The sequence below is a fragment of the Sphingomonas sp. FW306-05-A genome (genome assembly GCF_058782275.1).
Map to the genome: position 1 here is coordinate 368,035 of NZ_JBYSXN010000001.1, position 24,764 is coordinate 392,798.

The following is a 24,764-nucleotide window of genomic DNA, read 5'->3' on the forward strand; positions in this document are numbered from 1 at the left end:
ATGACCATGGTTTCCGATTTCGACGCCGCCTTCGCGCGCTGCCCACTGGTTGCGATCCTGCGCGGGGTCCGCCCCGACGAAGTCGAGGCGATCGGCGAGGAACTCGTCGCTGCAGGCTTCACGCTGCTGGAAGTGCCGATGAACTCGCCCGACCCGCTCGACAGCGTCGCGCGGCTGGCGAAGCGGTTCGAAGGCCGCGCGATCATCGGTGCGGGCACGGTGCTCGATGTCGACGGCGTTGCCGCGGTGCAGGCGGCGGGCGGGACCATGGTGATTTCCCCCAATATGAACCCGCGCGTGATCGCGGCGACGGCTGCCGCCGGGCTGGTGTCGCTGCCGGGCATCGCGACGCCGAGCGAAGCGTTCCTCGCGCTCGAAACCGGCGCGACCGCGCTCAAGCTGTTCCCCGCTGAGGCGGCGAGCCCGAAGATTTTGAAGGCGATGCGCGCGGTGCTCCCCAAGACCGTGCGCGTGCTGCCGGTCGGCGGGATTACGCCCGAGGGGATGGCGCCGTGGACCGCGGCGGGTGCCGCCGGGTTCGGCCTTGGCGGTGCGCTCTATTCGGTCGGCGCGACCGCCGAGCAGGTTGGCGCGAACGCGCGCGCGTTCATCGCGGCTCTGGGGTAAGCGCCCCTTCTCCCCGAACGGTTTGGGGAAAGGCCATCGCGCCCTAGCCCTTCCGAAAATCGCTGGTATGGCCGGTCCTGCAACACAGCAGGCCCGGCACAGGGCGGTAATCGGGAGCGGCAGGCGATGGCGGGATTGTGGTTCGAGCAGTTGGAAGTCGGCCAGACCTTCGCGCATGCGATCCGACGCACCGTGACCGAGACCGATAATCTGCTGTTCTCGACGCTGACGCACAACCCCGCGCAGCTCCACCTCGATGCCGAATATATGAAGGACACCGACTACGGGCGGATCATCGTCAACTCGACCTTCACGCTTGGGCTGATGGTCGGCGTGTCGGTCGGCGACACGACGCTTGGCACGGCGGTCGCCAATCTCGGGTGGGACGAAGTGCGCTTTCCCGCCCCCGTCTTCATCGGCGATACGCTGCGGATCGAGACCGAGGTGGTCGATTTGCGCGAGTCCCGCTCGCGCCCCGACGCCGGGATCGTCACCTTCGTCCACCGCGCGTTCAACCAGCGGGGCGAACTGGTCGCGACGTGCAAGCGCACCGGATTGCAGCGCAAGACCCCGGCGGGAGACGCCGCATGATCGACCTGCGCTCCTGGCTGTTCATCCCCGGCGACAGCGAGAAGAAGCTTGCCAAGGCGGACAGTACCGGCGCGGATGCGCTGATCTTCGATCTTGAGGATTCGGTTGCGCCAGAGAACAAGGCGCGCGGGCGGGATCTCGTCTCGGCGTTGTTGGCGGATCGGCCGCAGAAGGCGCGGACCAGCGAGTTGTGGGTGCGGATCAACCCGCTCGACAGCGGGATGGTGCTCGACGATCTGGTCGCGGTGGTGGCGGCGGCACCCGATGGCGTGATGCTTCCCAAATGCGTGGGTCCTGCCGATATCGCGCAACTGTCCTTCTATCTCGACGCGCTCGAGGCGCAGGCGGGGCTGGCCGCTGGATCGATCGCGATCCTGCCGGTCGCGACCGAAACCGCCGCTGCGCCGTTCACGCTGGGGGATTATGCCAAGATGCCCGCGGCGCGGTTGGCGGGGCTGACGTGGGGCGCGGAGGATCTGGCGGCGGCCTTGGGCGCGTCGACCAATCTCGATCCGGCGGGGGGATGGGCGCTGACCTATCGCACGGTGCGGACGCTGACGTTGCTCGGCGCGAAGGCGGCGGGGGTGCAGGCGGTCGACACGCTGTACGTCGATTTCCGCGACGAGGCGGGGTTGCGTGCGTCCTCGCGCGCGTCGCGGGCGGAGGGGTTTACCGGGCGGCTGGCGATTCATCCGGCGCAGGTGGCGGCGATCAACGAGAGCTATTTGCCGGATGCCGAGGAAGTCGCGTTCGCCGAGCGGGTCGTTGCGGCGTTCGATGCGGCTGGGGGCGCGGGGACGGTCGGGCTTGATGGGCGGATGCTGGACATTCCGCATTTGAAACAGGCGCGGGCTGTGTTGGCGAAGGTGGGGGCTTACGGGGGGTAGGCGTTGTATCCCGCGCGATCTGTGTTGCAGGCTGCTCGATACGAAGAGCGATCTACTCCATTGCACCGTTGTTCCTCCAACCAAATGGTTGCTGAGATGTGTGAGGGCCTTTCTAAGCCCCTCCCCTTCAGGGGAGCGGTTGGGGTGGGGAAGTGCCTCGCAGAGAGCTTGGTTCTGCTGGTCTGCCCCACCCCCAACCCCTCCCCTGAAGGGGAGGGGCTTCTTTCAGAACCCCCGTCAGCCGCGCATTTTCCACGCCCCCGCCGCAGCGGTCTTGCACTGACGCCCGCCGCCGGGCGTTAACCAACCGACGCGGAATAGACCCGAAACGGTCATAGCCGCGCAACACAAAGTCGTCATGCGGCAACCTGAGGTCGACAACCGGCCCATCAGGGAGTTTCCAGCATGACGCTTCGTTTCCACCTGCTCGCGGGTTCGATGATGCTCGCCTTCGTTTCGACCAGCGCGCTGGCCCAGACCGCTCCGTCGCCCGAACCCCAGCCCGTCGACACGGCAGCGACCGAAACGCCCGCCACCGAAGAAGCCGACATCGTCGTGCTCGGCTTTGGCCAGGCGCGGCAGGTGCAGACCGTCAGCAACCTCGATATCGAACGCCTTACCCCCGGCTCGACCCCGCTCAAGGCAATCGCCAAGCTTCCCGGTGTCAATTATCAGGCCGCCGACGCGTTCGGTGCGTATGAATGGTCGTCGCGGATCACGCTGCGCGGGTTCAACCAGAACCAGCTCGGCTTCACGCTCGACGGCATTCCGCTCGGCGACATGAGCTACGGCAATTCCAACGGCCTCCACATCAGCCGCGCGATCATCTCGGAGAATCTCGGCGTCGCCGCGGTCGCACAAGGCGCAGGCGCGCTCGGCACCGCATCAAGCAGCAACCTCGGCGGGACGATCGAATTCACGTCGCTCAAGCCCTCGGACAAGATGGGGATCGTCGCGTCGGGCACCTATGGCAGCAACGAGACCTATCGCGGCTTCGTCCGGCTCGAGAGCGGGGACATCACCGGGCAGGGGCTCAAGGGCTATATCAGCTACGGCTATCTCAAGACCGACAAGTGGAAGGGCTTCGGCGAACAGCGCCAGCATCAGGTCAACGCCAAGCTCCTGCAGGATCTTGGCGACCGCGGCTCGATCTCAGCCTTTTTCGACTATTCGGATCGCCGCGAGCAGGATTACCAGGATCTCAGCCTCGATCTGATCAAGCGGTTCGGCTACGATCTCGACAACATCTCGAACGACTTCCCGCTCGCGACGCGGCTGGCGCAGGTCTACGCCAACCAGAACACCGCCGCCGGCCAACCGCTGCCCTATCCGACGGCGGGCACGACCTTTCCCGCGCCGTACAAGACCGTCGACGACGTCTATTTCGATGCGGCGGGCTTGCGGAAGGATTATCTCGCGGGCGCGACGTTCGATGGCCGCCTGACCGACCAGGTTTCGCTCAAGCTGACCGGCTATTATCACAACAACCACGGTCAGGGCCTGTGGTACCTGCCGTACACCCCGACGCCGGGTGGCGCTGCGCTGTCGGTGCGCACGACCGAATATGACATCCACCGTGGCGGCGTACTCGGCCATGTCGCGGTCGACACCGGGCCCAACCATCTTGAGATCGGTGGCTGGTACGAGTCGAACGATTTCGAGAATGCGCGCCGTTTCTATGGCCTCGCCAACCAGGCAACCGCATCGCTCTCGTCGCTCGAGTTCAAGAGCAACCCGTTCTTCACGCAGTTCGATGCCAAGTTCAACACCGAGACGCTGATGTACTACCTCTCGGACAAGCTGACGCTCGGCGACCTGACGCTGTCGGGCGGGTGGAAGGGCCTGCAGGTCGTCAACCGTGCCAAGGCGATCGTTGGCACGCTCGCTGCCGGGCGGATCGAGGCGAAGGACTGGTTCCTGCCGCAGGTCGGCGCCTTGTACCGGATCGGCGGGCAGACCGAACTGTTCGCGACCTTCACGCAGAATATGCGCGCGTTCACATCCGCAGCGGTCGGCGGGTCGCCGTTCGCGACGACGCAGGCGGGACTCGACCTCATTCGCAATTCGCTCAAGCCCGAGCGGTCGGACAGCTATGAAGTCGGCGGGCGCTTCCGGATGAACGGGTTCCAGGCGTCGATCGCGGGCTATTATGTCGACTTCTCGAACCGTCTGCTGTCGCTGGCGAACGGCACCGGTGGCGCGGGCAACCCGACGACGCTGCAGAACGTCGGTTCGGTCCGCAACTACGGCGTCGAGGTGACCGGCACGTACAAGGTGGTGCCCGCGGTGTCGCTGTATGCGTCCTATTCCTACGGCAAGGCGGAATATCGCGACAACGTCATCAGCACCGCGGTCGGCTCGATCGGGCAGATCGACACCGCGACCAAGGGCAAGACCGTCCCCGACAATCCCGAGCATATGCTGAAGGGCGAGGCGGTCTATGACGACGGCCAGTTCCTCGCGCGGGTCGGCGCGAACTATATGTCGAAGCGCTACTTCACCTATCTCAACGACCAGTCGGTTCCGGGCCGCGTGCTGGTCGATGCGACGATCGGCTATACCTTCCGCGGCGACGGCGTGCTCGACGGGCTGGGGATCGAGGGGAGCGTCACCAACCTGACCGATCTCGGCTATATCGCGACGATAGGGTCGAACGGCTTCGGCAAGAGCGGCGACAACCAGACGCTGCTGGCGGGCGCGCCGCGGCAGTTCTTCGTGACGGTGAAGAAGGGGTTCTAGCGGGAGCGCTCCCCCGTACGCGGGGGTTGTTCCAGAACGTAAAAAACCCGCCGTGCGCTTGGCGCACGGCGGGTTTTGTTTTGGTCGCGACGGGGCGCTAAACCTTCGTCACTCCTCCAGCGGCTGGCCCGGTACCGCTGCGATCTCGGTCGCCTTGCTGCCCCACAGGGCGTAGAACAGAATGTACAGTTCGCACGCCGCGGTCAGCAGGAACGACGTCTGCAACCCGTAGGCGTCCGCAATCTGACCCTGCACGACGACAAGCGCGCCGCCGGCGATCGCCATGATCAGCAGCCCCGATCCTTCCTCGGTCAACGGGCCAAGGCCCTTGATGCCGAGCGTGAAGATCGTCGGGAACATGATCGAGTGGAACAGCCCGACGAGGATCAGCGCCCACATCGCGAGCGGTCCGGTCGTGAAGACGGTGACGAGCATCACGACGAACGCACCGATTGAGAAGGCCGCAAGCACGGTTTCGGCAGGAATCTTCTGCATGATGAACGAGCCGAGGAAACGGCCGATCATCATGAAGCCCCACAGGAAGGTGAGATAGCGCCCGGCCTGCTCATGCGTCAGGTCCGCGATCTGTGGCTGGCTGACGAAATTGACGAACAGATTGGCGACGCCGATCTCGGCGATCAGGTAGATGAAGATCGCGGGGATGCCGAACACGAGGTTGCGGTGCTTCCACAGCGAATGGTTCTTGCGGTCGGCCTTCGCCATCCGGCTGGTCGAAGTGCCCATCGCAGGCAACGGGAACCGCGCGATCACGACCGCGAGGATCACGAGTACGATCGCCACGAGCACATAGGGCAGCACCACCGACTGCGCATCGGCAAGCCGCTCCGCCTGGGTGAAGACGGTGCCCGACTTGGCGGTGCCGCTGGTCGAGCGCCCGAGGATCAGATACGCGCCGAACAGCGGCGCAAGCATCGTTCCCGCCGAGTTGAGCGCCTGGACGAGGTTGAGCCGCGCCGACGCGGTTTCAGGCGAGCCGATCACCGCGACATAGGGGTTGGCCGCGACCTGAAGCAGCGTAATCCCGCTCGCGATCACGAACAGCATGACGAGCGTGACGCCATAGGACGGGATGCTCGCCGCCACCGTCATGCCGACCGCGCCCGCTGCCATGATGAGCAGACCGACGACGAGCGACTTCTTGTAGCCGATCCGTTCGATCAGCTTCGCCGACGGGATCGACGCGAAGAAATAGGCGATGAACCAGACGCTTTCGATCAGCGTGGTCTGCGTATAGCTCAACTCGAACACGCTGCGCAGATGCGGCAGCAGCGTGTTGTTGATGACGGTGATGAACCCCCACATGAAGAACAGCGTGCCGAGCAGCACCAGCGCGCTGACGTAGGAGGGGCGAACGCCGCCCTCCGGTGGCGCGTCCGTCAGCGCCGATTGCCGGGTGGGTGTTATTGCCATGGGCACGCATCCTCATTGATCTTATAAATGTCTGAGTATATCCCGATCTGGATAGCGTCAAACGCGGAGTTCCCGAAAATGTCTGAGTCCACACCTCCCCAGCTCCGCAGCCGTGCGTGGTTCGATAATCCCGACAACATTGATATGACCGCGCTGTATCTGGAGCGGTATCTCAACTTCGGGTTGAGCCTTGCCGAGCTGCAGTCGGGCAAGCCGATCATCGGCATCGCCCAGACGGGCTCCGACCTGAGCCCGTGCAACCGTCACCATCTCGTGCTCGCCGAGCGGCTGCGCGAAGGCATTCGCGAAGCCGGCGGCATCGCGCTCGAATTCCCGGTCCATCCGATCCAGGAAACCGGCAAGCGCCCGACCGCCGGGCTCGACCGCAACCTTGCGTATCTTGGCCTGGTCGAGACGCTGTACGGCTATCCGCTCGACGGCGTCGTGCTGACGATCGGCTGCGACAAGACCACGCCCGCCTGCCTGATGGCGGCGGCGACCGTGAACATCCCGGCGATCGCCTTGTCGGTCGGGCCGATGCTCAACGGCTGGCACAAGGGCGAGCGCACCGGTTCGGGCACGATCGTGTGGAAGGCGCGCGAGCTGCTCGCGGCTGGCGAGATCGATCACGCCGAATTCATCCGTCTCGTTGCCTCGTCGGCACCGTCGACCGGTTACTGCAACACGATGGGCACCGCCACGACGATGAACTCGCTGTGCGAGGCGCTCGGCATGTCGTTGCCCGGTTCGGCCGCGATCCCCGCGCCGTATCGTGACCGCCAGGAAGTCGCCTATCTGACCGGCAAGCGCATCGTCGAGATGGTCGCCGAGGATCTCAAGCCGTCGGACATCATGACCCGCGAGGCGTTCCTCAACGCGATTCGCGTCAATTCGGCGATCGGTGGATCGACCAATGCGCCGATCCATCTCACCGCCATCTCGCGCCACATCGGCGTCGATGTCCCGGTCGAGACGTGGCAGGAACATGGCCTCGACATTCCTTTGCTCGTCAACCTGCAGCCTGCCGGCGAATATCTCGGCGAGGATTTCTACCGCGCGGGCGGCGTTCCGGCGGTCGTGTCGCAGCTGATCGACCAGGGGTTGATCCTTGAGGACGCGATGACCGTCAACGGCAAGACGATGGGCGAGAATTGCCGCGGCGTGGCGATCGAGGACGAGAAGGTGATCCGTCCGTTCGCGACTCCGTTGATGGAGGCGGCGGGCTTCGTCGTGCTGTCGGGCAATCTGTTCGAGAATGCGGTGATGAAGACGAGCGTGATCTCGCCCGAATTCCGCGAGCGCTATCTGTCGACCCCGGGCGATCTCGATGCGTTCGAGGGGCCGGTCGTGGTGTTCGACGGGCCAGAGGAATATCACCGGCTGATCGACGATCCCGCCACCGGGATCACGGCGGAAACGCTGCTGGTAATGCGCGGCGCGGGGCCGATCGGCTATCCGGGTGCTGCCGAAGTCGTCAACATGCGCCCGCCAGCGCATCTGATCCTCGACGGCGTCCACGCGCTGCCATGCATCGGCGACGGTCGCCAGTCGGGGACGAGCGGCAGCCCGTCGATCCTCAACGCTTCGCCTGAGGCCGCTGCCGGCGGCACGCTTGCGTTGCTGCGCACTGGGGACCGCGTGCGGATCGACCTCAACCGCGGCACTGCCGACGTGCTGATCGACGATGCCGAGATCGCGGCACGGCGCGAGGCGCTGAAGGCGGCTGGCGGCTATGCCTATCCGGCATCGCAGACGCCTTGGCAGGAAATGCAGCGTTCGGTGGTCGGCCAGCTTGGCACGGGCGCGATCCTCGAAGGCGCCGAGGCGTACCAGCGCATCGCCCAGACGCGCGGGTTGCCGCGGGATAACCACTGATCGGAGCTGGGGACTTCCACCGCTCGGAAGTCCCCGCTTCTCCGCTGGCGATCCAAGGCGCTTCCCCGGCGAAGGCCGGGGCCCAGTCGCGAAGGTCGAGGTAACGGGCAGATGCGCTCAATCAACTACGGCCATCGCTCCTGGGCCCCGGCCTTCGCCGGGGAAGCGTCTTAGATTTAGGTCAGGGCAGGGCGGGCGGCGCTAACCACGACTTGCAGTCGCTTGCTCTTAATCGCTAGCCTACGCCCGTCGTGCGGGGGGCGAGCTTCAGCACAACCAAGCGCTTCCCCGGCGAAGGCCGGGGCCCAGTCGCCGAGGTCGTGGTAACGGGCAGTTGCGCGCGAGCAACTACGGCCATTGCTTCTGGGCCCCGGCCTTCGCCGGGGAAGCGCTTATGTTTTGGGTAAGGTCAGGGCATTCTCCACGTGCGGTCGCGCGTTCGAGCAGCCCCCTAGTCCCGCTCCGCCAACCCCATATCGCCGAGCGCGAGCCGCAACAGCTCCACCATCGCACGATGTGCCGCTACCGCATCCCCAGCGACGATCGCGTCATGCACCCGTTCGTGATCCGGCAACGGATCACGCGGCAGCGCGTGTTTGCGTTGCTTGAAGGTCGTCGTCCAGCGCACCGCCGCCCCCACGCTATTCGCAAGCGCCGCGAGCGGTTCGTTGCGCGCGGCGGCGAGGATCGCGCGGTGGAAGCGCTGGTCCGCGGTCTGCCCGCGCGTGTCCTTGAGCCCGTATAGCCGCATCGCCTCGATCCCCTCGCGCAACTCCGCCAGATCCGCCTCGCTCCGACGACGTGCGGCAAAGGCTGCGGCGGCGGGTTCGATCACGCCGCGCAGTTCGAACAGGTCGATGATGAAGTCGGCGTTGGGCTCGCCCTCGAACGTCCACGCCAGCACGTCGACGTCGAGCAAATTCCAGCGGCTGCGCGGGGTAACACGGGTTCCGGCTTTCGGGCGGCTCTCGACCAGCCCTTTGGCGGCGAGGATACGGATCGCCTCGCGGTAGGCGGTGCGCGACACGCCAAGCGCCTCGCTCGCTTCGATCTCGCCGCCGAACACTGCGCCCGGCTGGCGGATTCCGCTGACGATCTCGACGCCGATGTCATGCGCGATGATCCCGTGGATGCGCGGGGCGAACAGGCGGTCGTCGTCGCCCATCATGCCGCTCCCTCGCGCATCGACACGGTCCTGAAAGGGCGCGCCGCGGTCCGGGAGCGGCAGGCAGTTATAGCGAGCGGACCTGCGGCACCGCGTCGTCTTCAACCGCGAGCGGGTTGCGCACGGGCATCGTGAACGGTGCGGCTTCGATTTCGAACACGTCGCCCGGCTGGGTCTGGAACCCTTCGCTGAACGACAGCGTCGCGGTCCCGAAGAAGTGGACGTGGACGTCGCCCGGACGGCGGAAGCCGGCATATTTGAAGTGGTGATGTTCGAGGTTGGCAATGCTGTGCGACATGTTCGCCTCGCCCGACAGGAACGGCTTTTCCCAGACGGTCGCGCCGTCGCGGACGATCCGGCTGGTGCCGCGCACGTCCGCGGGCAGATCGCCGAGCAGCAGTTCGGGGCCGAGTGCCGCCGGACGCAGCTTGGAATGCGCGAGCCACAGATAGTTGCCGCGTTCGGTGATGTGATCCGAGAACTCGTTACCGAGCGCGAACCCGATCCGAACCGGCGCGCCATTCGCGTCGATCAGATAGATCCCCGCGATCTCGGGTTCCTCGCCGCCGTCCAGCGCGAAGCTGGGCATGGTCAACGGTTCGCCCTGCGCCGCGAGGATCGCGCCGTCGCCCTTGTAGAACCACTCGGGCTGGACACCCTCGGTCCCCGCTTCGGGCTTGCCGCCGTCGACGCCCATCAGGAACATCTTCATCGAATCGGTCGGGTCCGGGTTTTCCGCCGCCTTGCGATGCATCTGGTCGCGGCCCTCGGCCGACCCCAGATGCGTCAGCCCGGTGCCGGTGACGACGAGATGCGCGTCATCGGCATGGTCGATCGGGACGAGCAACCGCACGCTCGCCAGATCGACCGGATCACCGAGCCGCGTTTCCGCCAGTGCCGCCAGCCCGATTTCGGACTGGACCGCGAGTTCGGCGAGTTCGAGCACGGTCGACACCCCGATGACGCGACGCGCGCCATCGGAGGTCATTGCCGCGACGCCGCGCGCACCATCATCGAACTGGACGAGCGACGCGATCATCGTGCGGACGCTTCCCGCACGCCGTCGACGCGGCGCGCGATGTCCCACGGGTTACCGTCGCGGAGAGCGACGGGCAGCATCGCCTGAGGCAGGTTCTGGTACGAGACCGGGCGCAGGAAGCGATAGATGGCGAGCGTGCCGACCGAGGTCGTGCGCCCGTCGCTGGTGGCGGGGAAGGGGCCGCCGTGAACCATCGCATGGCTCACTTCGACACCCGTCGGCCAGCCGTTCGCGAGAATGCGACCGACGCGTCCGGCGATGATCGGGACGATCCCGGCTGCTGCCTCGGCATCGCCCTCGTCGATCTGGACGGTGGCGGTCAGCTGGCCTTCGAGCGAAGCGATGACATGGCCGACTTCGGCCAGATCCTTGCAGCGCACGACGACCGACGACGAGCCGAACACTTCATGCCCGAGCGCGCGGTCTGCAAGGAAGCTCGCCGCGTCGGTCTCGAACACGGCGCCGATCGCCTGGTTGGGGCCGGTGTTGGCGATGCCGCGGGCGACGGTGCGCACCGCGGTATGCCCGCTGAGGGCCTCGACGCCCTTTTCATAGGCTTCGTGGATCCCGGGCGTGAGCATCGTCAGCGCCGCGCTGCCCGTCAGGGCTTCGCCCGCAGCGGCGACGAACGTATCCAGATCAGGACCTTCGACCGCGATTACGAGGCCCGGGTTGGTGCAGAACTGGCCTGCGCCCATCGTCAGCGACTGGACGTAAGCGGCACCCAGTTCCTTCGCGCGCGCGGCGAGCGCGGCGGGGAACAGGATCACCGGGTTGATGCTCGACATCTCGGCATAGACCGGGATCGGTTCGTCGCGCTCGGCCGCGATCTTCATCAGCGCGAGGCCACCGCCGCGCGAACCGGTGAAGCCGACCGCCTTGACGCGCGGATCCGCGACAAGCGCGCCGCCCAATGCGTTCGTGTCACCGGGCAGATAGGAGAAGACGCCCGCGGGCAGTCCGCTCGACTGGACCGCCGACGCAATCGCGCGCGCGACGAGTTCGCCGGTGCCGGGATGCGCCGGATGACCTTTGACGATCACCGGGCAGCCAGCAGCCAGCGCCGATGCGGTGTCGCCGCCGGCAACCGAGAAAGCGAGCGGGAAGTTGGACGCGCCGAACACCGCGACGGGTCCGACCGCGACGTTGATGCGGCGCAGGTCCGGACGCGGCAACGGTGCGCGGTCGGGGAGGGCGGGGTCGATCGTCGCGTCGAGGAAATCGCCCTGGCGGACCATCTGCGCGAACATGCGAAGCTGGCCGACGGTACGACCGCGCTCGCCTTCGAGACGGGGGCGGGGGAGGCCGCTCTCGCTCATCGCGCGAACGATCAGGTCGTCGCCGATCGCGAGGATCGCTTCGGCGATCGCCTCGAGAAATGCGGCGCGCGTATTGAGGTCGGTCGTCGAATAGACCGGGAATGCCTCTTCCGCGAGTGCGGCGGCTTCGGCGACTGCGTCGGGACCGGCGGCCGAGAAGTTCGGCTCGAGCGTTTCTCCGGTCGCGGGGTTGATTGCGGTAAACCGCGTATCGGCCTGACGAACGTCAGTCCCGATCAAAATTGCTCCATCGATCACGAAAAGCCCTTCCCTAATAACTCAGACATAATAGGGTTTGGAGACGCCATTCGCAAGGCGAGACTGAGGATGCTGCCATGTCCCGACCGATTTCGACGACGACCCGTGCCGTGCGTCTCGCGCTGGCGGCGGCGACGATGCTGTGTGCCGCTGGCGCGAATGCTGCGGGGCCTGCGCGGTTCGGCTGGGTCGAGTATCAGGGCACCGACGGCGCGGCGGTGCCTGTAGGCAGCTACCGCAATCCGATCCTCGCGGGCTATCATCCCGATCCGAGCATCGTGCGGGTCGGGGCGGACTATTATCTCGTCAACTCGACCTTCTCGTGGTTCCCCGGCATCCCGGTGTTCCACAGCCGTGACCTCGTCCACTGGCGGCAGATCGGCAATGCGATCGACCGGCCGGGCCAGCTCGACTTCACCGGGCGCGGCATGTCCGAGGGCGTGTTTGCCCCCGCGATCAATTATCACGCCGGGCGGTTCTACATCGTCAACACCTGCGTGCAGTGCGGCGGCAATTTCGTCATCACCGCGACCAACCCGGCGGGGCCGTGGTCGGATCCTGTCTTCCTGCCCACGGTCGAGGGGATCGATCCGTCTCTTTTCTTCGATACCGACGGCAAGGCGTGGATGATCAACAACCGCGAGCCAGTCGGTGGGTCGACGTATGACGGCCACCGCGCGCTGTGGATCGAACAGTTCGATCCGGTCGCGCTCAAGATGATGGGCAACCCCGAGATGGTCGTCAACGGCGGGGTGGACCTGTCGGCCAAGCCGGTGTGGATCGAAGGGCCGCATATCTACCGCGTCAAGAACACCTATTATTTGCTGGCCGCAGAAGGCGGCACCAGCGTCAACCACAGCCAGGTCGTGTTCCGCTCCGACTCGGTCACGGGGCCCTATGTCCCTGCACCGAAGGACATCAATCCGGTCTTGTCGCAGCGCAACCAGCCCGCCACGCGGCCCAACCCCATCAGCGCGACCGGACATGCCGATCTGGTGCAGCTTCCAGACGGACGCTGGTGGTCGATCTTCCTAGGAACGCGGCCCTATGCGAAGGACTATTACAATATTGGGCGTGAGACGTTCCTGCTCCCGGTCGACTGGTCGAACGGCTGGCCGGTGATCCTGCCCAAGGGCCAGAACGTGCCCTATGTGGTGCGCGCGCCGTTGCCGATGGCGGTTGCAGGAACCACCCCGTTTACGGGGACGTATTCGGTCCGCACCGACTTCGTCGGGCCACGGCTCGGGCTGGAATGGATGACGATGCGGGGTGCCCCGTATCGTCTGGCCGGACGCGAGTTACTGCTCGATCCGCGCGCCGACGGGATCGGCGACTTCGGCAAGCCTGCTTTCGTCGCGCGTCGCCAGGAACATGCGGTCGCCAGCGTGACGACCTCGGTTCGGTTCGCGCCGGAGGAGGGGGCGATGGCAGGGCTCGCTGCGGTCCAGAACGACGCCTATTTCCTGACGATCGCGCTGACGCGGCACGACGGCAAGACCTTCGTCCGCGCCGCCCGCCGCGCAGGCAAGGACGAACCACGCACCGGCGTGACGGTCGCGGAGCGGGCGGTGTCGGCGAGTGGACCGGTGCGCCTGCGGATCGCCGCGCGCGGGGGACGGTACGATCTTGCTTATGCGGTGGGCAAGCAGTGGGTTACGCTCGCGCCCGACGTCGATGCGACCAACCTCAGCACCAACAAGGCGGGCGGATTCGTCGGCACGATGATCGGCCCGTTCGCGCAGGGACCACGATAACGTCGTTTCGCTGCTACCGTACGTAGCTCGCGCCGTTCACGTCGATCACCGCGCCCGTCATCGACGCGGGTGCTTCCAGCGCGAGGAAACGCGCGACGTCCGCGATCTCGTCGGGCATCGCGACGCGCCCGAGCGGAATGTCCGCGAGCAGCTTGTCGCCACCGCGGCTCGACAGATAGTCTTCTGCCATGCCGGTCATCGTGAACCCCGGGCACACCGCGAACGCCAGGATCTCCTGGCCGGCATAGCCGCGTGCGATGCTCTTGGTCATCGCGACCATGCCCGCCTTCGACGCGGCGTAATGCCAGTGCGCGGGCGAATCGCCGCGATAGGCCGCCCGGCTTGCGATGTTGACGATCCGCCCCCCGACGCCGCGGCCCTGCCAGTGGAGCACCGCCAGTCGGCACAATTCGGCGGAAGCGGTGAGGTTGATACGCATCGTGCGGTCCCATTCGGCGACCCATGCGTCATCATCGCGATCGATCGGATTGGCATCGAATACGCCAGCGTTGTTGATCAGCACGTCGATCGTGCCGCCAAGCCGCTCGAGCGCCGCGTCCCAAAGGGCGCGCGGTGCCGCGGGATCGGAAAAGTCCGCCGGAATGCCGCTGCGCGTGCCATGCCCGATGAGCGCGACATCCGGCCGGTCGAGCTTTGCCGCGATCGCGGCACCGATCCCGCGCGATGAACCGGTGAGGAGAATGTTGGTCATTCGCCAGCCTTATCCGGGACAGGTGCGCGAACCAACCCTCGCGTCAGGCCGCCACGCTGGCCGAAAAAGTGTCGGCCGCACGCTTCAACACGTTCAACTGATCGTCCACCTTGCCGAATTCACGTTCGAGCGTGTCGATCTCTCCGGCGATGTGATCGGTGTCCTCGCGGATCGCGACGATCGTATGCGACATCGAATCGGCGGCGAGTGCGGTCTCGTCGACGGCCGCGGTGATCGCGGTCACCGTCTGCGCCTGCGCCGCCATCGCATCGCGGATGCGGTTCGCGCTTTCCTGGACTTCGCCGACGGTCGCCTTGATCGACGCGTTGGTTTCGACGGTCGACCGTGTCGCGGACTGGATCGCAGCGATTTTCGCCGCAATGTCGTCGGTCGCCCGCGCGGTCTGACTGGCGAGGCTTTTGACTTCCTGCGCGACGACCGCAAAGCCGCGTCCGGTATCGCACGCGCGCGCGGCCTCGATCGTCGCGTTGAGGGCGAGCAGGTTTGTCTGTCCCGCGATGTCACGGATCAGCCCGAGGATCGATTCGATTGACTTGGCATGGTCGCTGAGCGTTTCCGACATGCATACCGCGGTCCCTGCCTGGGTCGAGGCGCGAGTCGCGATCGCGGTCGCCGCCTCGACTTCGGTGCGCGCCCGCTCGATTGCACGGATCAGCCCGGCGGCTGTCTGCGCGGCCTCGCGCATCGCGGTGGCGGATTGTTCGGCGGCGGCGGCGACCTCGCTCGTCTTGCTGGTCATCCCACGGGTCGAATAGGCCGCCCCCTGCGCCTGCACCCGCAGACGATTGCCGAGCGCCGCGGTGCCTTCGATCGATGTCGCGATCGTTTCGCTGAAATGCGCCGATCGATCACGACGTTCGGCGCGGCTGCGCTGGGCATCGTGCGTTCCCAGGTGCGACGCCATGATGTCGGCCTCGACCAGTGCCAGCCGCTGCACCGCATCCGCCAGCGCGCGGAAGCGGGGCGAGCCCGTGCCGAGCTTGGCTTCGATCAGGCCGAGCGTGCAGCTGTGCGCGAAGCTCAATGACGCCAGCAACGCCTGCAACGGGATGCCCGCCTTCTGCGAGCGCGCGACGTGATGGGTCGCCATCTGTGCCCATTCGTCGCCATGTGGTGCCGAGTATTTCGCGATAGTGTACCGTGCGCTGTCGGCGACACTTGCAGCAAGATAGGCTTCGTCGAACATCGGGCGGATGTGCGCCGACATCGGCAGCGCGAGATAATGCTTCCAGAACGTCTGAGAGATCGACACTTCGTTGCCGGCGATGAGCTCTGCGATTTCCGCCCCGGCCGCCAGGAGCGTATTGTCCCAATCGTAATCCGCGACGCGCTCGGCGGTGGATCGGTTCTCCCCGCTCCACCCGCCCACTTGATTGGCCATTCCGGCTGACTCCCTGACCTACGCTATATCTGATTGGCCGCGTTACGCGGCGACCTTCGCGACGAACTCGCCGGCGCTGTTCTTGAGCGCGCCGAGCTTGTGATCGAGCGAATCAAACCCACGACCGACGCGATCGATCTCGGAAGCGACGGTTTCGGTATCCTCGCGGATCGCGGTGATCGTGTTCGACATCGAATCCGCGGCGAGGGCGGTCTCGTCGACCGCCGCAGTGATCGCGGTGACGGTCTGCGCCTGCGCTTCCATCGCATGGCGAATGCGATTGGCGCTTTCCTGAACTTCGGTGACGGTCGACTTGATCGACGCGTTGGTCTCGACGGTGGAGCGCGTGGCGGACTGGATCGCGGCGATCTTGGCGGCGATGTCGTCGGTCGCGCGCGCGGTCTGGCTGGCGAGGCTCTTCACTTCCTGCGCCACCACCGCAAAGCCGCGCCCGGCGTCGCCGGCACGTGCCGCTTCGATCGTGGCGTTGAGCGCGAGCAGGTTGGTTTGCCCCGCGATGTCGCGAATCAGTCCGAGGATTGATTCGATCGATTTGGCATGATCGCTCAGCGTTTCTGACATGCCGACTGCGGCGCCGGCCTGGGTCGATGCGCGATTCGCGATCTCCGCGGCGGCTTCGACTTCGGTGCGTGCATCTTCGATCGCGCGAATCAGGCCCGCGGCGGTCTGTGCGGCTTCCCGCATCGCGACGGCGGACTGTTCCGCGGCCGCAGCGACTTCGCTGGTCTTGCCGAGCATGCCGCGTGCCGACATCGACGTGCGGACGGACTGGCCGCGCAGCACTTCCGATTCCTGCGTCGCCTGCTCGACCGTAAGCGCGATTCCCTCGCGAAATTCGGTGGCAAGCCGCTCCCGTTCGTCTGCGGCGCTATGGGCGCGAAAGGCGTTGTAGATCTCGACGGTAATCTCGCTTTCGAGTCCCGTCAGCCGGAGCACGGTGTCGATGAACGTCGGCAGGCGTGGGTCGCTGGTCTCAAGACGATTGAACAGGATGGTGAGGGCGGCGCGATCGCTGGCGCAGGTCATCGACAACAAGGCCATCGTCGAAACACCCGCGGCGTAGCCCGCCGCAACCGAGCGCTCCATCGATTCGACCCACGCGCGCCCGCTGACGTCGCAGAACCGGTTGCGCAGATAGGCGACTCCCAGTTCGACGATCTTGGCCTCTTCATGAGGCTGCCAATTGCTTTCGCCCAGACCGGCACGCCGCCACTGGCCCCAGAAGGCAAGCGCGATTTCCCCCGCATCGGGTTCGAGGATCGTCCAGACGTCGCGCGCAGCGGCCTCGAGGCTGTGGTCGAAGTCGAACGCGCTGAGGCGGGCGCGGAGGTCGATCGTCGCGGCAACGGCACCGGGGGCGGGCAATTCATGGGGGTTCAAGGTTGACGCTCCGTCTGTGGCATGGCCGGCGCGCGAAACGCCCTTCGCTTGACTACCTCTCCCTGGTTAACGCGGCGTAACCGGCATTACGGATGATTGCAGCGGATGCATCTGCGGTATCAGCCAGAATCCTTGCATCATCGGCTCGTCGGATTAAGAGGGCACCAACCCGCATTCGATCCGCAATCGACCCTGCAATTGATGAGGACACGCCGCCTTGGCCAGCACGACACCCACGACCAAACGCGCTCGACCGCTGAGCCCGCACTTGAGCATCTGGAAATGGGGACCGCATATGACGGTCTCGATCCTTCATCGCGTCACCGGCAGCGGCATGGCAACCGTCGGCACGCTCGTCATGGTATGGTGGCTGGCGGCGATTTCGGGCGGGGCGGAAAGCTACGCCACGTTCCATCACGTGTTCGGCGAATTCGCCGGGGGCGCGCTTGGCTACATCGTCGGGATCGGGCTGACGCTGTCGTTCTTCCAGCATATGGCAACCGGCATCCGGCACTTCGTGATGGATGCGGGCGCAGGCTATGAACTCAAGCGCAACAAGACCGGTGCTATGGCGACGATGATCTTCTCGGTTGCCGCAACGCTGGTCGTGTGGGTCTATATCCTGGGGTTCAAATAATGGCTTATCGCACCGAACTCGGCCGCGTCCGCGGTCTCGGCAGCGCCAAGGAAGGCGCGCATCACTGGTGGCAGCAACGGCTGACCGCCGCGTCCAACCTGTTCCTGATGCTGTGGTTCTTCATCGCGATCCTGCGGTTGCCCGCTTATGATTACGACACCGTCCACACCTGGCTGTCGTCGAGCTGGGCTGCCATCCCGATGGTGCTGCTGATCGCCTCGGTCTTCTACCACTTCCGGCTCGGGCTGCAGGTGGTGATCGAGGATTACCAGCATGAAGAAAGCCGCGTCATCGCAATGGTCGCGCTCAACTTCTTCACTGTCGTGACCGCCAGCATCGCCATTTTCGCGATCCTCAAGGTCGCCTTCACCGCTACCACCGGAGTGCCGCATGCCTGAGGCATATAAGATCATCGACCATACCTATGACGCCGTCGTCGTGGGCGCGGGCGGCTCCGGCCTGCGCGCGACCATGGGGATCGCGGAAAGCGGCCTGAAGACCGCGTGCATTACCAAGGTGTTCCCGACGCGCAGCCACACGGTTGCCGCGCAGGGCGGCATCGCGGCGAGCCTCGGCAACAACTCGCCCGACCATTGGTCGTGGCACATGTACGACACCGTCAAGGGCTCCGACTGGCTCGGGGACCAGGACGCGATCGAATATATGGTCCGCGAAGCACCGGCTGCGGTGTACGAGCTGGAACATGCCGGCGTGCCGTTCAGCCGTAACGAGGACGGGACGATCTACCAGCGTCCGTTCGGCGGGCACATGCAGAACATGGGTGAGGGACCTCCGGTCCAGCGCACCGCTGCCGCTGCCGACCGTACCGGCCACGCGATGCTTCACGCGCTGTACCAGCAGAGCCTCAAGTATAATTCGGACTTCTATGTCGAGTATTTCGCGCTCGACCTGATCATGGAAGACGGCGTCTGCCGCGGCGTGATCGCGCTGTGCATGGACGACGGGTCGATCCATCGGTTCCGTGCGCACACGGTCGTGCTGGCGACGGGTGGCTATGGCCGCTGCTACTTCTCGGCGACCTCGGCGCACACCTGCACTGGCGACGGCAATGCGATGGTACTGCGCGCTGGTCTGCCGCTGCAGGACATGGAGTTCGTCCAGTTCCACCCGACCGGCATCTACGGCGCAGGCGTCCTGATCACCGAGGGTGCGCGCGGCGAGGGCGGGTATCTCACCAACTCCGAGGGCGAGCGCTTCATGGAGCGTTATGCTCCGTCGGCGAAGGACCTTGCGTCGCGCGACGTCGTGTCGCGGTCGATGGCGCTGGAGATGCGTGAAGGCCGCGGTGTCGGCGAGCATAAGGACCACATCTTCCTCCACCTCGATCACATCGATCCCAAGGTGTTGGCAGAGCGGCTTCCGGGCATCACCGAGACGGGCAAGATCTTCGCCAACGTCGACCTGACGCGCCAGCCGCTGCCAGTGACGCCGACCGTCCATTACAACATGGGTGGCATCCCGACCAACTATCACGGCGAAGTCGTCAACCTGCGCGACGGCAACCCTGACTCGGTCGTCCCCGGCCTGTTCGCGGTCGGTGAAGCGGCGTGTGTTTCGGTCCACGGCGCGAACCGCCTCGGCTCCAACTCGCTGATCGATCTGGTCGTGTTCGGTCGTGCGACCGGGCTTCGGCTCAAGGAGACGCTCAAGCCGAACACGCCGCACAATCCGCTCCCCAAGGGGTCGGAAGAGATGGCGCTCGGTCGTCTCGACACGTTCCGCAACGCCAAGGGCAGTTCGCCCACCGCGCAGATCCGGACCGAGATGCAGCGCACGATGCAGAAGCATTGCGCGGTGTTCCGCGACAATGCGCTGCTCGGCGAGGGGCAGACCAAGATCGCGTCGACCTACGCCCGCCTGCAGGACGTCAGCGTCACCGATCGCTCGCTGATCTGGAACACCGATCTGGTCGAGACGCTCGAGCTCGACAATCTGCTCGCGCAGGCGGTCGTGACGATGGAAAGCGCTGCCAACCGGCAGGAATCGCGCGGCGCGCACGTCAACGAGGATTATCCCGACCGCGACGACGCGAACTGGATGAAGCACACCACCGCGACCTTCGCGGGATGGGGCGGCAAGGCGGGCAAGGTCGAGATCGGCTATCGCCCGGTCCACGACTTCACGCTCACCGACGACGTCGAGTACATCAAGCCGAAGAAGCGCGTTTACTGATATCCGCCACCGACGGTGCCGTCTTCCCCGCCTTGGCTGGGAGGGCGGCACAGGCCGTCGAGGTGACGTGCGAATGCCCTGATGCGGCATAGATCCGGGAGCGTGGTCCGCTTCCCGTGAACGCCTCCCTGGCCAATGTCAGGTTGAGGAGTGCAGGGCATCGAAACGAAGCCCGCTTTTACCATTTAGCCGTTGTGTTGTTGCAACCCCGCCGCTGTCAGGCAGGGCGCTAAACCCGCGACCGCTGGTCGTCGAAAGGGGGCGGCATTTGCCGATGCGGGGCCATGCAAAAAGGGCCGGGGTTTCCCCCGGCCCTTTCGCAGTTCAGTAGCAGATCAGGCTTACGCCGCCGAAACCTCGGCAGTGTCGACCTTGATACCTGCGCCCATCGTCGAGCTGACGGCGACCTTGCGGACATACTTGCCCTTGGCGCCCGACGGCTTGGCCTTGACCACCGCGTCGACCAGTGCGTCGAAGTTCGCGCGCAGGTCCTCGTTGGTGAACGATGCCTTGCCGATGCCCGAGTGGATGATCCCGGCCTTCTCGACGCGATATTCGATCTGGCCGCCCTTGGCTGCCTTGACCGCTTCAGCGACGTTCATCGTGACCGTGCCGAGCTTCGGGTTCGGCATCAGGCCCTTGGGACCGAGCACCTTACCGAGGCGACCGACGACGCCCATCATGTCCGGGGTCGCGATGCAGCGATCGAAATCGATCGTGCCACCCTGGACGATTTCCATCAGGTCTTCCGCACCGACGACGTCTGCACCAGCGGCGCGGGCTTCGTCAGCCTTGGCACCCTTGGCGAACACGCCGACGCGAACCGTCTTGCCGGTGCCCTTGGGCAGCGTGACGACACCGCGGACCATCTGGTCCGCGTGACGCGGATCGACGCCGAGGTTGAGCGCGACTTCGATCGTCTCGTCGAACTTGGACGTTGCGTGGGTCTTGGCCAGCGCGATTGCTTCGTCGACGCCGTACAGCTTCTCGCTGTTGATTGCGGAACCGAGCGTCTTTGCCTTCTTGGTCAGCTTTGCCATGATCTCAGCCCTCCACCACTTCGAGGCCCATTGCGCGGGCGGAGCCTTCGATGATGCGGGTTGCCGCGTCGATATCGTTGGCGTTGAGATCCTTCATCTTCGCAGTCGCGATTTCCGAAAGCTGCGAGCGCTTGATCTTGCCGGCAACCGTCTTGCCCGGCTCCTTCGAGCCCGACTTGAGGCCAGCGGCCTTCTTGATCAGGAACGTCGCGGGCGGCGTCTTGGTCTCGAACGAGAAGCTGCGGTCGGCATAGACGGTGATGACGGTGGGGAGCGGCGTGCCGACTTCCTGGTCACCGGTCGACGCGTTGAACGCCTTGCAGAATTCCATGATGTTAACGCCGCGCTGACCCAGCGCAGGACCGATCGGGGGCGACGGGTTGGCCTTGCCGGCCGGCACCTGAAGCTTGATGTAGCCTGTAATCTTCTTTGCCATAAGGCGGTCTCACTCTGTCAGGGGGCAAGGCATCGAAACACCTTGGCCCGGTTCAAGTTTAGCGGTCCAAGCGACGCCTCGATAAAGAGCCGCCTCCCGCAAAATCCATCGATGTCTCGTTGGAAGGGCGTGCGCATAGCCGAACGGGTGCAGCAATGCAACGTGAAGCGCGCGGAAGGCTAGCGTTACAGTAGCTGCAATCGACGGCTTGGCCGAGCATGTGGTAAGTGCGGTGAGCGGCGCGACCAAGTCACGGCGTTGGTGCATGGTGTCAGGGTTTCGGCTCCATGCCGCATACGCGTTTCCTGGTCGGATGTCGGCAAAGCGCCCGCGTGACCTCCAATAAATCTATCGGTCATGTGCTCGGTGCCGCCCGAGATGGACGTAGTGTTCTGCCAAGAAGCGATATTTATACATTGATATTATTCAGATCTATTAACGGTGTCGCTTTCCCTTACAGCGCGTACACGATATTCCCGGATCGGGACGACATGGGATCATGAGCGCTATTTCATCCCCGGCGAAATGCCGGATTTGCGGGAGCGAACGCCGCGGATCCCTGACATTCTGCTGCACTGCAGCGCCGAAAAGCGCGCATTTCTGGGCTTGGCACGAAACTTGTTAACCTTGTTTGCGTGTCCAACTGGACCAGCAATAGGATAAGGGTACCGAGTATGAAGAAAATTCTGAGCGCAGCAGCGGTCGCGCTGCTTGCAACGGCTGCTCCGGCATTCGCTGCCGAGAACCTCACCGCCGCCTTCAACACGCCGACCGGCGCGACCACCACGGGCACCTACTTCGGTCAGGTTCGCGTGACCGTCAGCGGCACCGGCTTCTCGAACGGCAACACCGTCAACGACGCGTTCTACCAGACGGTTTCGCAGGCTCGCAACTCGGGTCTGTACCAGCTGGCCTACACCGCGGGTTCGTTCGCTTCGACCGGCGCAACGCGCAACCAGGCTGTTGCGAACTCGATCCTCGACGGCATGGTTCCGGCGTACAGCGCGAACAACACCTACAGCTTCGTGCTGAACACGGGCCTGTCGCAGGCGAACGCAAGCGTTCTGTCGTTCGGCGTTGCCGACGACAACTACCGTGACAACGGTGGCTCGTACACCTTCTCGGTCTCGGCAGTTCCTGAGCCCGCAACCTGGGGCATGATGCTCATGGGCTTCGGCATGATCGGTTTCGGCCTGCGCTCGTACAAGCGTTCGTCGACCAAGGTCACCTACGCCTAAGCGTCATACCTTCGGGTAGAGATACCGCCGTCCCAATCGGGACGGCGGTATTTTTTTGCCCTGCGACGATCCGTGGGATCAGTCGCGATATTTGATTTCGAGGAAACGCCCGCGGGTCTCGAGCAAGTCGAGATCGCCCTGCGCCAGTTGCGCGGACATTTGCCCGATTTCCTCGTCGATCAGGCGAAGGCCATCGGCAAGCTGCGCATCGGGGGAGCGACCGTTGCGTTCGACCGTGCGGAGCGCCGCGGGAACCTTGGCATAATCGCGCAACAGCTCGGGGAGTTGCTCGCCAACCAGCTTGCGGACTTCGGTCGCGGCGGGCTGTTGCTCGTCGAGCGTCTGCAACTGCGGTGCGAGCGCTTCGAGCCGGACGCCGATGCCGTCGACCAGCGTCTGCGCAGGGGCGGGCAGCAGCGCGCGTTGCGTCTCGAGCCATTGCTCGGTCATTTGCGGCAGCGCCTTGAGCGGCACCGCGTGCAACTGTTCGACCCGGACCTTCGGCGTCAGGCTGGCGAACAGCAACGTCGCGGTGACGACCGCCATCAGCGCGACCACTATCAGGGCGCCGCCCATGCCGATCGGGACGAACCAGCCGATCGTCATCGCGGCGACCAGGATCGCGAGATCGGCCGCCGCGGCATAGCCCACGCGCCGCGCGAGGCTCGTCGCCGCGCGCCGCCGCCCGCGCTGCGCTGCGCGCTCCGCCCGCGTCCGGTCCAGCACTTGCCCCGCGCGTGCGACCTGGCGATCGACGTCGGTCATCGGATCACTCCGCTTCCAGCTTGAACGTGTCGCCGGGGCCAGACAGCCGGTTCTGCGCGGCACCCTCGGCGCGGGCGATATAGCCCTTCGACTTCTCGACTTCGTTCGACAGTGTGCCGACCGTAGTCTTCATCGAGTCCAGCGCCTTGAGCTTGAACGAGTCGATCGCGTCCATCGTGTCGTAGATGTTCTGGAACGCGCGCTGGAGCGTCTCGACCGGGATGGTCGAGGCGGCGGCCTGTTCGTGGATCGTCGCGGTCTGCGACTTGAGCAGCTTGCCGGTCGCATCGATGATGTTTGCGGTGGTCGTGTTGAGCGCGGTGATCTGGTCGAGCACGAGCCGCTGGTTGGCGAGTGCCTGCGCGACCGTCACCGCAGTCCGCAGCGCGGATACGGTGGTGGTCGAGGCGCGATCGACGCCCTTGATCAGCTCGACGTTGTTCTTCTTGACGAGGTCGAGCGCGAGATAGCCCTGCACCGTCACCGCCATCTGCGTCAGCAGATCCTGCGTGCGCTGGCGGACGTAGAACAGCGCGCTCTCGCGGATCGCCTTTGCCTTGGCGGGATCGCTATGGTCGAGGTCGTTCGCCTTGTCCTCAAGCCGCGCGTCCATTTCCTTAGACAGCACGATCATCTGCTCGAGGCGGCCCATTGCGGTCCACAGGTTGCTGCGCTCGGTATCGATCGCGGCATTGTCCATCAGCAGCTCGTCCTTACCGCGCGCGAGCGTCTTGAGGATCGCCGAGATGTGCGACTGCGAGGAGCGGTATTTGTCGAAATAGGTGTTGATGCTGCCGCCGAACAGCTTGGACATGATGCCCCGGCTCGAGATCAGCTTGCTGTTGGTCGAAGGGTCGAGCTTTTCGATCGTGCGGCGAAGCTCGGTCAGGTCCGCACCCACCCCGGTCTCACCGTCCATCGCCTTGACCGGACGGTCGAGGAAGCGGTTGGACTGCTCGGCGGCGGCGCGGATTTCCTTCTGGCCGATCGCGGCGATCGCATCGACACGCTTGCCGAATTCGGGGGAATTGACGTCCTGCGCGACGAGATCGTCGACAAAGCCCGCGACCTTGTCCTGCAATTTGCTGCGGACACCGTCTTCGATCGGTACCAGGCCGACGGCCTTTTCGGGCGCGAGCACGGGAACGGGATCGGGCGGCGTCAGGACCAGCCCGGACGCTGCGGCATCCGTATCGGTCGGTGCAGTCGTCGCCATCGTCAATCTCCCACTTACGCGTCGCTGATAAATGCCGCC

21 protein-coding genes are annotated in these 24,764 nt (G+C 65.2%); 10 read left to right on the top strand and 11 right to left on the bottom strand.

The genetic code is table 11. The annotated features are described in order from the left end of the window. From AC3WJR_RS01725 to AC3WJR_RS01740, 4 genes are all read left to right on the top strand, one after another. Nucleotides 1-627: a 2-dehydro-3-deoxy-6-phosphogalactonate aldolase gene (locus tag AC3WJR_RS01725; RefSeq protein WP_492721760.1), complete on the top strand. Its 627-nt coding sequence runs from the start codon at nt 1-3 to the stop codon at nt 625-627. Nucleotides 628-753: 126 nt separating this feature from the next. Then, entirely contained in the window at nt 754-1,218 is a 465-nt protein-coding gene (locus AC3WJR_RS01730) for a MaoC family dehydratase (protein ID WP_492721762.1), read from the top strand. Beyond that, nucleotides 1,215-2,105, top strand: coding sequence for an HpcH/HpaI aldolase/citrate lyase family protein (locus AC3WJR_RS01735; protein WP_492721765.1), 891 nt, complete (start codon nt 1,215-1,217; stop codon nt 2,103-2,105). Before AC3WJR_RS01730 ends, AC3WJR_RS01735 begins: the two co-directional genes overlap by 4 nt. A 441-nt stretch (nt 2,106-2,546) precedes the next feature. After that, nucleotides 2,547-4,844 (top strand): TonB-dependent receptor domain-containing protein, encoded by a 2,298-nt coding sequence (locus AC3WJR_RS01740; protein ID WP_492724109.1) that lies wholly within the window; start codon nt 2,547-2,549, stop codon nt 4,842-4,844. Nucleotides 4,845-4,952: 108 nt separating this feature from the next. Here the strand turns inward: AC3WJR_RS01740 and AC3WJR_RS01745 are convergent, their stop codons facing one another. Further along, complete coding sequence (locus AC3WJR_RS01745; RefSeq protein ID WP_492721767.1) at nt 4,953-6,275, bottom strand: sugar MFS transporter; 1,323 nt, start codon at nt 6,273-6,275, stop codon at nt 4,953-4,955. A 78-nt stretch (nt 6,276-6,353) separates the two neighbouring features. Here AC3WJR_RS01745 and AC3WJR_RS01750 point away from each other — a divergent pair, with 78 nt between their 5' ends. Further along, nucleotides 6,354-8,150: an IlvD/Edd family dehydratase gene (locus AC3WJR_RS01750; RefSeq protein ID WP_492721768.1), complete on the top strand. Its 1,797-nt coding sequence runs from the start codon at nt 6,354-6,356 to the stop codon at nt 8,148-8,150. A 451-nt stretch (nt 8,151-8,601) separates the two neighbouring features. On the opposite strand, the gene AC3WJR_RS01755 is transcribed toward AC3WJR_RS01750, so the two are convergent. From AC3WJR_RS01755 to AC3WJR_RS01765, 3 genes are all read right to left on the bottom strand, one after another. After that, on the bottom strand, nt 8,602-9,318 hold the full coding sequence (locus AC3WJR_RS01755; protein ID WP_492721770.1) for a FadR/GntR family transcriptional regulator: 717 nt from the start codon (nt 9,316-9,318) through the stop codon (nt 8,602-8,604). 64 nt (nt 9,319-9,382) lie between these two features. After that, the gene (gene araD1 / locus AC3WJR_RS01760; RefSeq protein WP_492721771.1) at nt 9,383-10,354 is read right to left on the bottom strand and encodes an AraD1 family protein; all 972 of its coding nucleotides are present in this window, start codon (nt 10,352-10,354) and stop codon (nt 9,383-9,385) included. Then, entirely contained in the window at nt 10,351-11,931 is a 1,581-nt protein-coding gene (locus AC3WJR_RS01765) for an aldehyde dehydrogenase (NADP(+)) (RefSeq protein WP_492721772.1), read from the bottom strand. Before AC3WJR_RS01765 ends, araD1 begins: the two co-directional genes overlap by 4 nt. A 77-nt stretch (nt 11,932-12,008) precedes the next feature. On the opposite strand from AC3WJR_RS01765, the gene AC3WJR_RS01770 reads away from it, so the two are divergent. After that, on the top strand, nt 12,009-13,685 hold the full coding sequence (locus AC3WJR_RS01770) for a glycoside hydrolase family 43 protein (RefSeq protein ID WP_492721774.1): 1,677 nt from the start codon (nt 12,009-12,011) through the stop codon (nt 13,683-13,685). A gap of 13 nt (nt 13,686-13,698) precedes the next feature. On the opposite strand, the gene AC3WJR_RS01775 is transcribed toward AC3WJR_RS01770, so the two are convergent. From AC3WJR_RS01775 to AC3WJR_RS01785, 3 genes are read right to left on the bottom strand one after another with little or no spacing between them, the layout of a single operon-like run. Continuing rightward, nucleotides 13,699-14,397, bottom strand: a complete 699-nt coding sequence (locus AC3WJR_RS01775) for an SDR family NAD(P)-dependent oxidoreductase (protein ID WP_354284908.1) — start codon at nt 14,395-14,397, stop codon at nt 13,699-13,701. Nucleotides 14,398-14,440: 43 nt separating this feature from the next. Then, nucleotides 14,441-15,799 carry a methyl-accepting chemotaxis protein gene (locus AC3WJR_RS01780; protein ID WP_492721775.1) on the bottom strand — a complete coding sequence of 453 codons (1,359 nt, stop codon included), beginning with the start codon at nt 15,797-15,799 and terminating at the stop codon, nt 14,441-14,443. A gap of 42 nt (nt 15,800-15,841) precedes the next feature. Continuing rightward, a complete protein-coding gene (locus AC3WJR_RS01785) occupies nt 15,842-17,185 on the bottom strand; it encodes a methyl-accepting chemotaxis protein (RefSeq protein ID WP_492724111.1) in 1,344 nt (447 codons plus the stop codon). Between the two features lie 232 nt (nt 17,186-17,417). Here AC3WJR_RS01785 and sdhC point away from each other — a divergent pair, with 232 nt between their 5' ends. The 3 genes from sdhC to sdhA are packed head-to-tail and all read left to right on the top strand — an operon-like array spanning nt 17,418 to nt 20,030. Beyond that, nucleotides 17,418-17,837: a succinate dehydrogenase, cytochrome b556 subunit gene (sdhC, locus tag AC3WJR_RS01790; protein ID WP_354284912.1), complete on the top strand. Its 420-nt coding sequence runs from the start codon at nt 17,418-17,420 to the stop codon at nt 17,835-17,837. Then, on the top strand, nt 17,837-18,235 hold the full coding sequence (sdhD, locus tag AC3WJR_RS01795; RefSeq protein WP_354284914.1) for a succinate dehydrogenase, hydrophobic membrane anchor protein: 399 nt from the start codon (nt 17,837-17,839) through the stop codon (nt 18,233-18,235). The genes sdhC and sdhD overlap by 1 nt, the downstream gene beginning before the upstream one ends. Then, entirely contained in the window at nt 18,228-20,030 is a 1,803-nt protein-coding gene (gene sdhA / locus AC3WJR_RS01800) for a succinate dehydrogenase flavoprotein subunit (RefSeq protein ID WP_492721777.1), read from the top strand. The genes sdhD and sdhA overlap by 8 nt, the downstream gene beginning before the upstream one ends. Before the next feature lie 341 nt (nt 20,031-20,371). Here the strand turns inward: sdhA and rplA are convergent, their stop codons facing one another. Together rplA and rplK are read right to left on the bottom strand one after the other, a co-directional pair. Next, nucleotides 20,372-21,070 carry a 50S ribosomal protein L1 gene (gene rplA / locus AC3WJR_RS01805; RefSeq protein WP_242139452.1) on the bottom strand — a complete coding sequence of 233 codons (699 nt, stop codon included), beginning with the start codon at nt 21,068-21,070 and terminating at the stop codon, nt 20,372-20,374. A gap of 4 nt (nt 21,071-21,074) precedes the next feature. Beyond that, the gene (rplK, locus tag AC3WJR_RS01810; protein ID WP_010160412.1) at nt 21,075-21,506 is read right to left on the bottom strand and encodes a 50S ribosomal protein L11; all 432 of its coding nucleotides are present in this window, start codon (nt 21,504-21,506) and stop codon (nt 21,075-21,077) included. Between the two features lie 674 nt (nt 21,507-22,180). On the opposite strand from rplK, the gene AC3WJR_RS01815 reads away from it, so the two are divergent. Further along, the gene (locus tag AC3WJR_RS01815) at nt 22,181-22,744 is read left to right on the top strand and encodes a PEPxxWA-CTERM sorting domain-containing protein (RefSeq protein ID WP_354284919.1); all 564 of its coding nucleotides are present in this window, start codon (nt 22,181-22,183) and stop codon (nt 22,742-22,744) included. Between the two features lie 78 nt (nt 22,745-22,822). Here AC3WJR_RS01815 and AC3WJR_RS01820 read toward each other — a convergent pair whose 3' ends face one another. Continuing rightward, a complete protein-coding gene (locus tag AC3WJR_RS01820; RefSeq protein ID WP_492721780.1) occupies nt 22,823-23,509 on the bottom strand; it encodes a hypothetical protein in 687 nt (228 codons plus the stop codon). Nucleotides 23,510-23,513: 4 nt separating this feature from the next. Further along, nucleotides 23,514-24,725: a toxic anion resistance protein gene (locus tag AC3WJR_RS01825; RefSeq protein WP_131526825.1), complete on the bottom strand. Its 1,212-nt coding sequence runs from the start codon at nt 24,723-24,725 to the stop codon at nt 23,514-23,516. Nucleotides 24,726-24,764: the final 39 nt, after the last annotated feature.

Bases quoted from the DNA above. Each gene is read 5' to 3' on its own strand.
- AC3WJR_RS01745 (WP_492721767.1), bottom strand. From the start codon at position 6,275: ATGGCAATAACACCCACCCGGCAATCGGCGCTGACGGACGCGCCACCG.
- rplK (WP_010160412.1), bottom strand. From the start codon at position 21,506: ATGGCAAAGAAGATTACAGGCTACATCAAGCTTCAGGTGCCGGCCGGC.
- AC3WJR_RS01770 (WP_492721774.1), top strand. From the start codon at position 12,009: ATGTCCCGACCGATTTCGACGACGACCCGTGCCGTGCGTCTCGCGCTG.
- araD1 (WP_492721771.1), bottom strand. From the start codon at position 10,354: ATGATCGCGTCGCTCGTCCAGTTCGATGATGGTGCGCGCGGCGTCGCG.
- sdhD (WP_354284914.1), top strand. From the start codon at position 17,837: ATGGCTTATCGCACCGAACTCGGCCGCGTCCGCGGTCTCGGCAGCGCC.
- AC3WJR_RS01730 (WP_492721762.1), top strand. From the start codon at position 754: ATGGCGGGATTGTGGTTCGAGCAGTTGGAAGTCGGCCAGACCTTCGCG.
- AC3WJR_RS01780 (WP_492721775.1), bottom strand. From the start codon at position 15,799: ATGGCCAATCAAGTGGGCGGGTGGAGCGGGGAGAACCGATCCACCGCC.
- AC3WJR_RS01725 (WP_492721760.1), top strand. From the start codon at position 1: ATGACCATGGTTTCCGATTTCGACGCCGCCTTCGCGCGCTGCCCACTG.
- AC3WJR_RS01755 (WP_492721770.1), bottom strand. From the start codon at position 9,318: ATGATGGGCGACGACGACCGCCTGTTCGCCCCGCGCATCCACGGGATC.
- AC3WJR_RS01825 (WP_131526825.1), bottom strand. From the start codon at position 24,725: ATGGCGACGACTGCACCGACCGATACGGATGCCGCAGCGTCCGGGCTG.
- AC3WJR_RS01775 (WP_354284908.1), bottom strand. From the start codon at position 14,397: ATGACCAACATTCTCCTCACCGGTTCATCGCGCGGGATCGGTGCCGCG.
- AC3WJR_RS01750 (WP_492721768.1), top strand. From the start codon at position 6,354: ATGTCTGAGTCCACACCTCCCCAGCTCCGCAGCCGTGCGTGGTTCGAT.
- AC3WJR_RS01815 (WP_354284919.1), top strand. From the start codon at position 22,181: ATGAAGAAAATTCTGAGCGCAGCAGCGGTCGCGCTGCTTGCAACGGCT.
- AC3WJR_RS01740 (WP_492724109.1), top strand. From the start codon at position 2,547: ATGCTCGCCTTCGTTTCGACCAGCGCGCTGGCCCAGACCGCTCCGTCG.
- AC3WJR_RS01735 (WP_492721765.1), top strand. From the start codon at position 1,215: ATGATCGACCTGCGCTCCTGGCTGTTCATCCCCGGCGACAGCGAGAAG.
- AC3WJR_RS01820 (WP_492721780.1), bottom strand. From the start codon at position 23,509: ATGACCGACGTCGATCGCCAGGTCGCACGCGCGGGGCAAGTGCTGGAC.
- sdhA (WP_492721777.1), top strand. From the start codon at position 18,228: ATGCCTGAGGCATATAAGATCATCGACCATACCTATGACGCCGTCGTC.
- rplA (WP_242139452.1), bottom strand. From the start codon at position 21,070: ATGGCAAAGCTGACCAAGAAGGCAAAGACGCTCGGTTCCGCAATCAAC.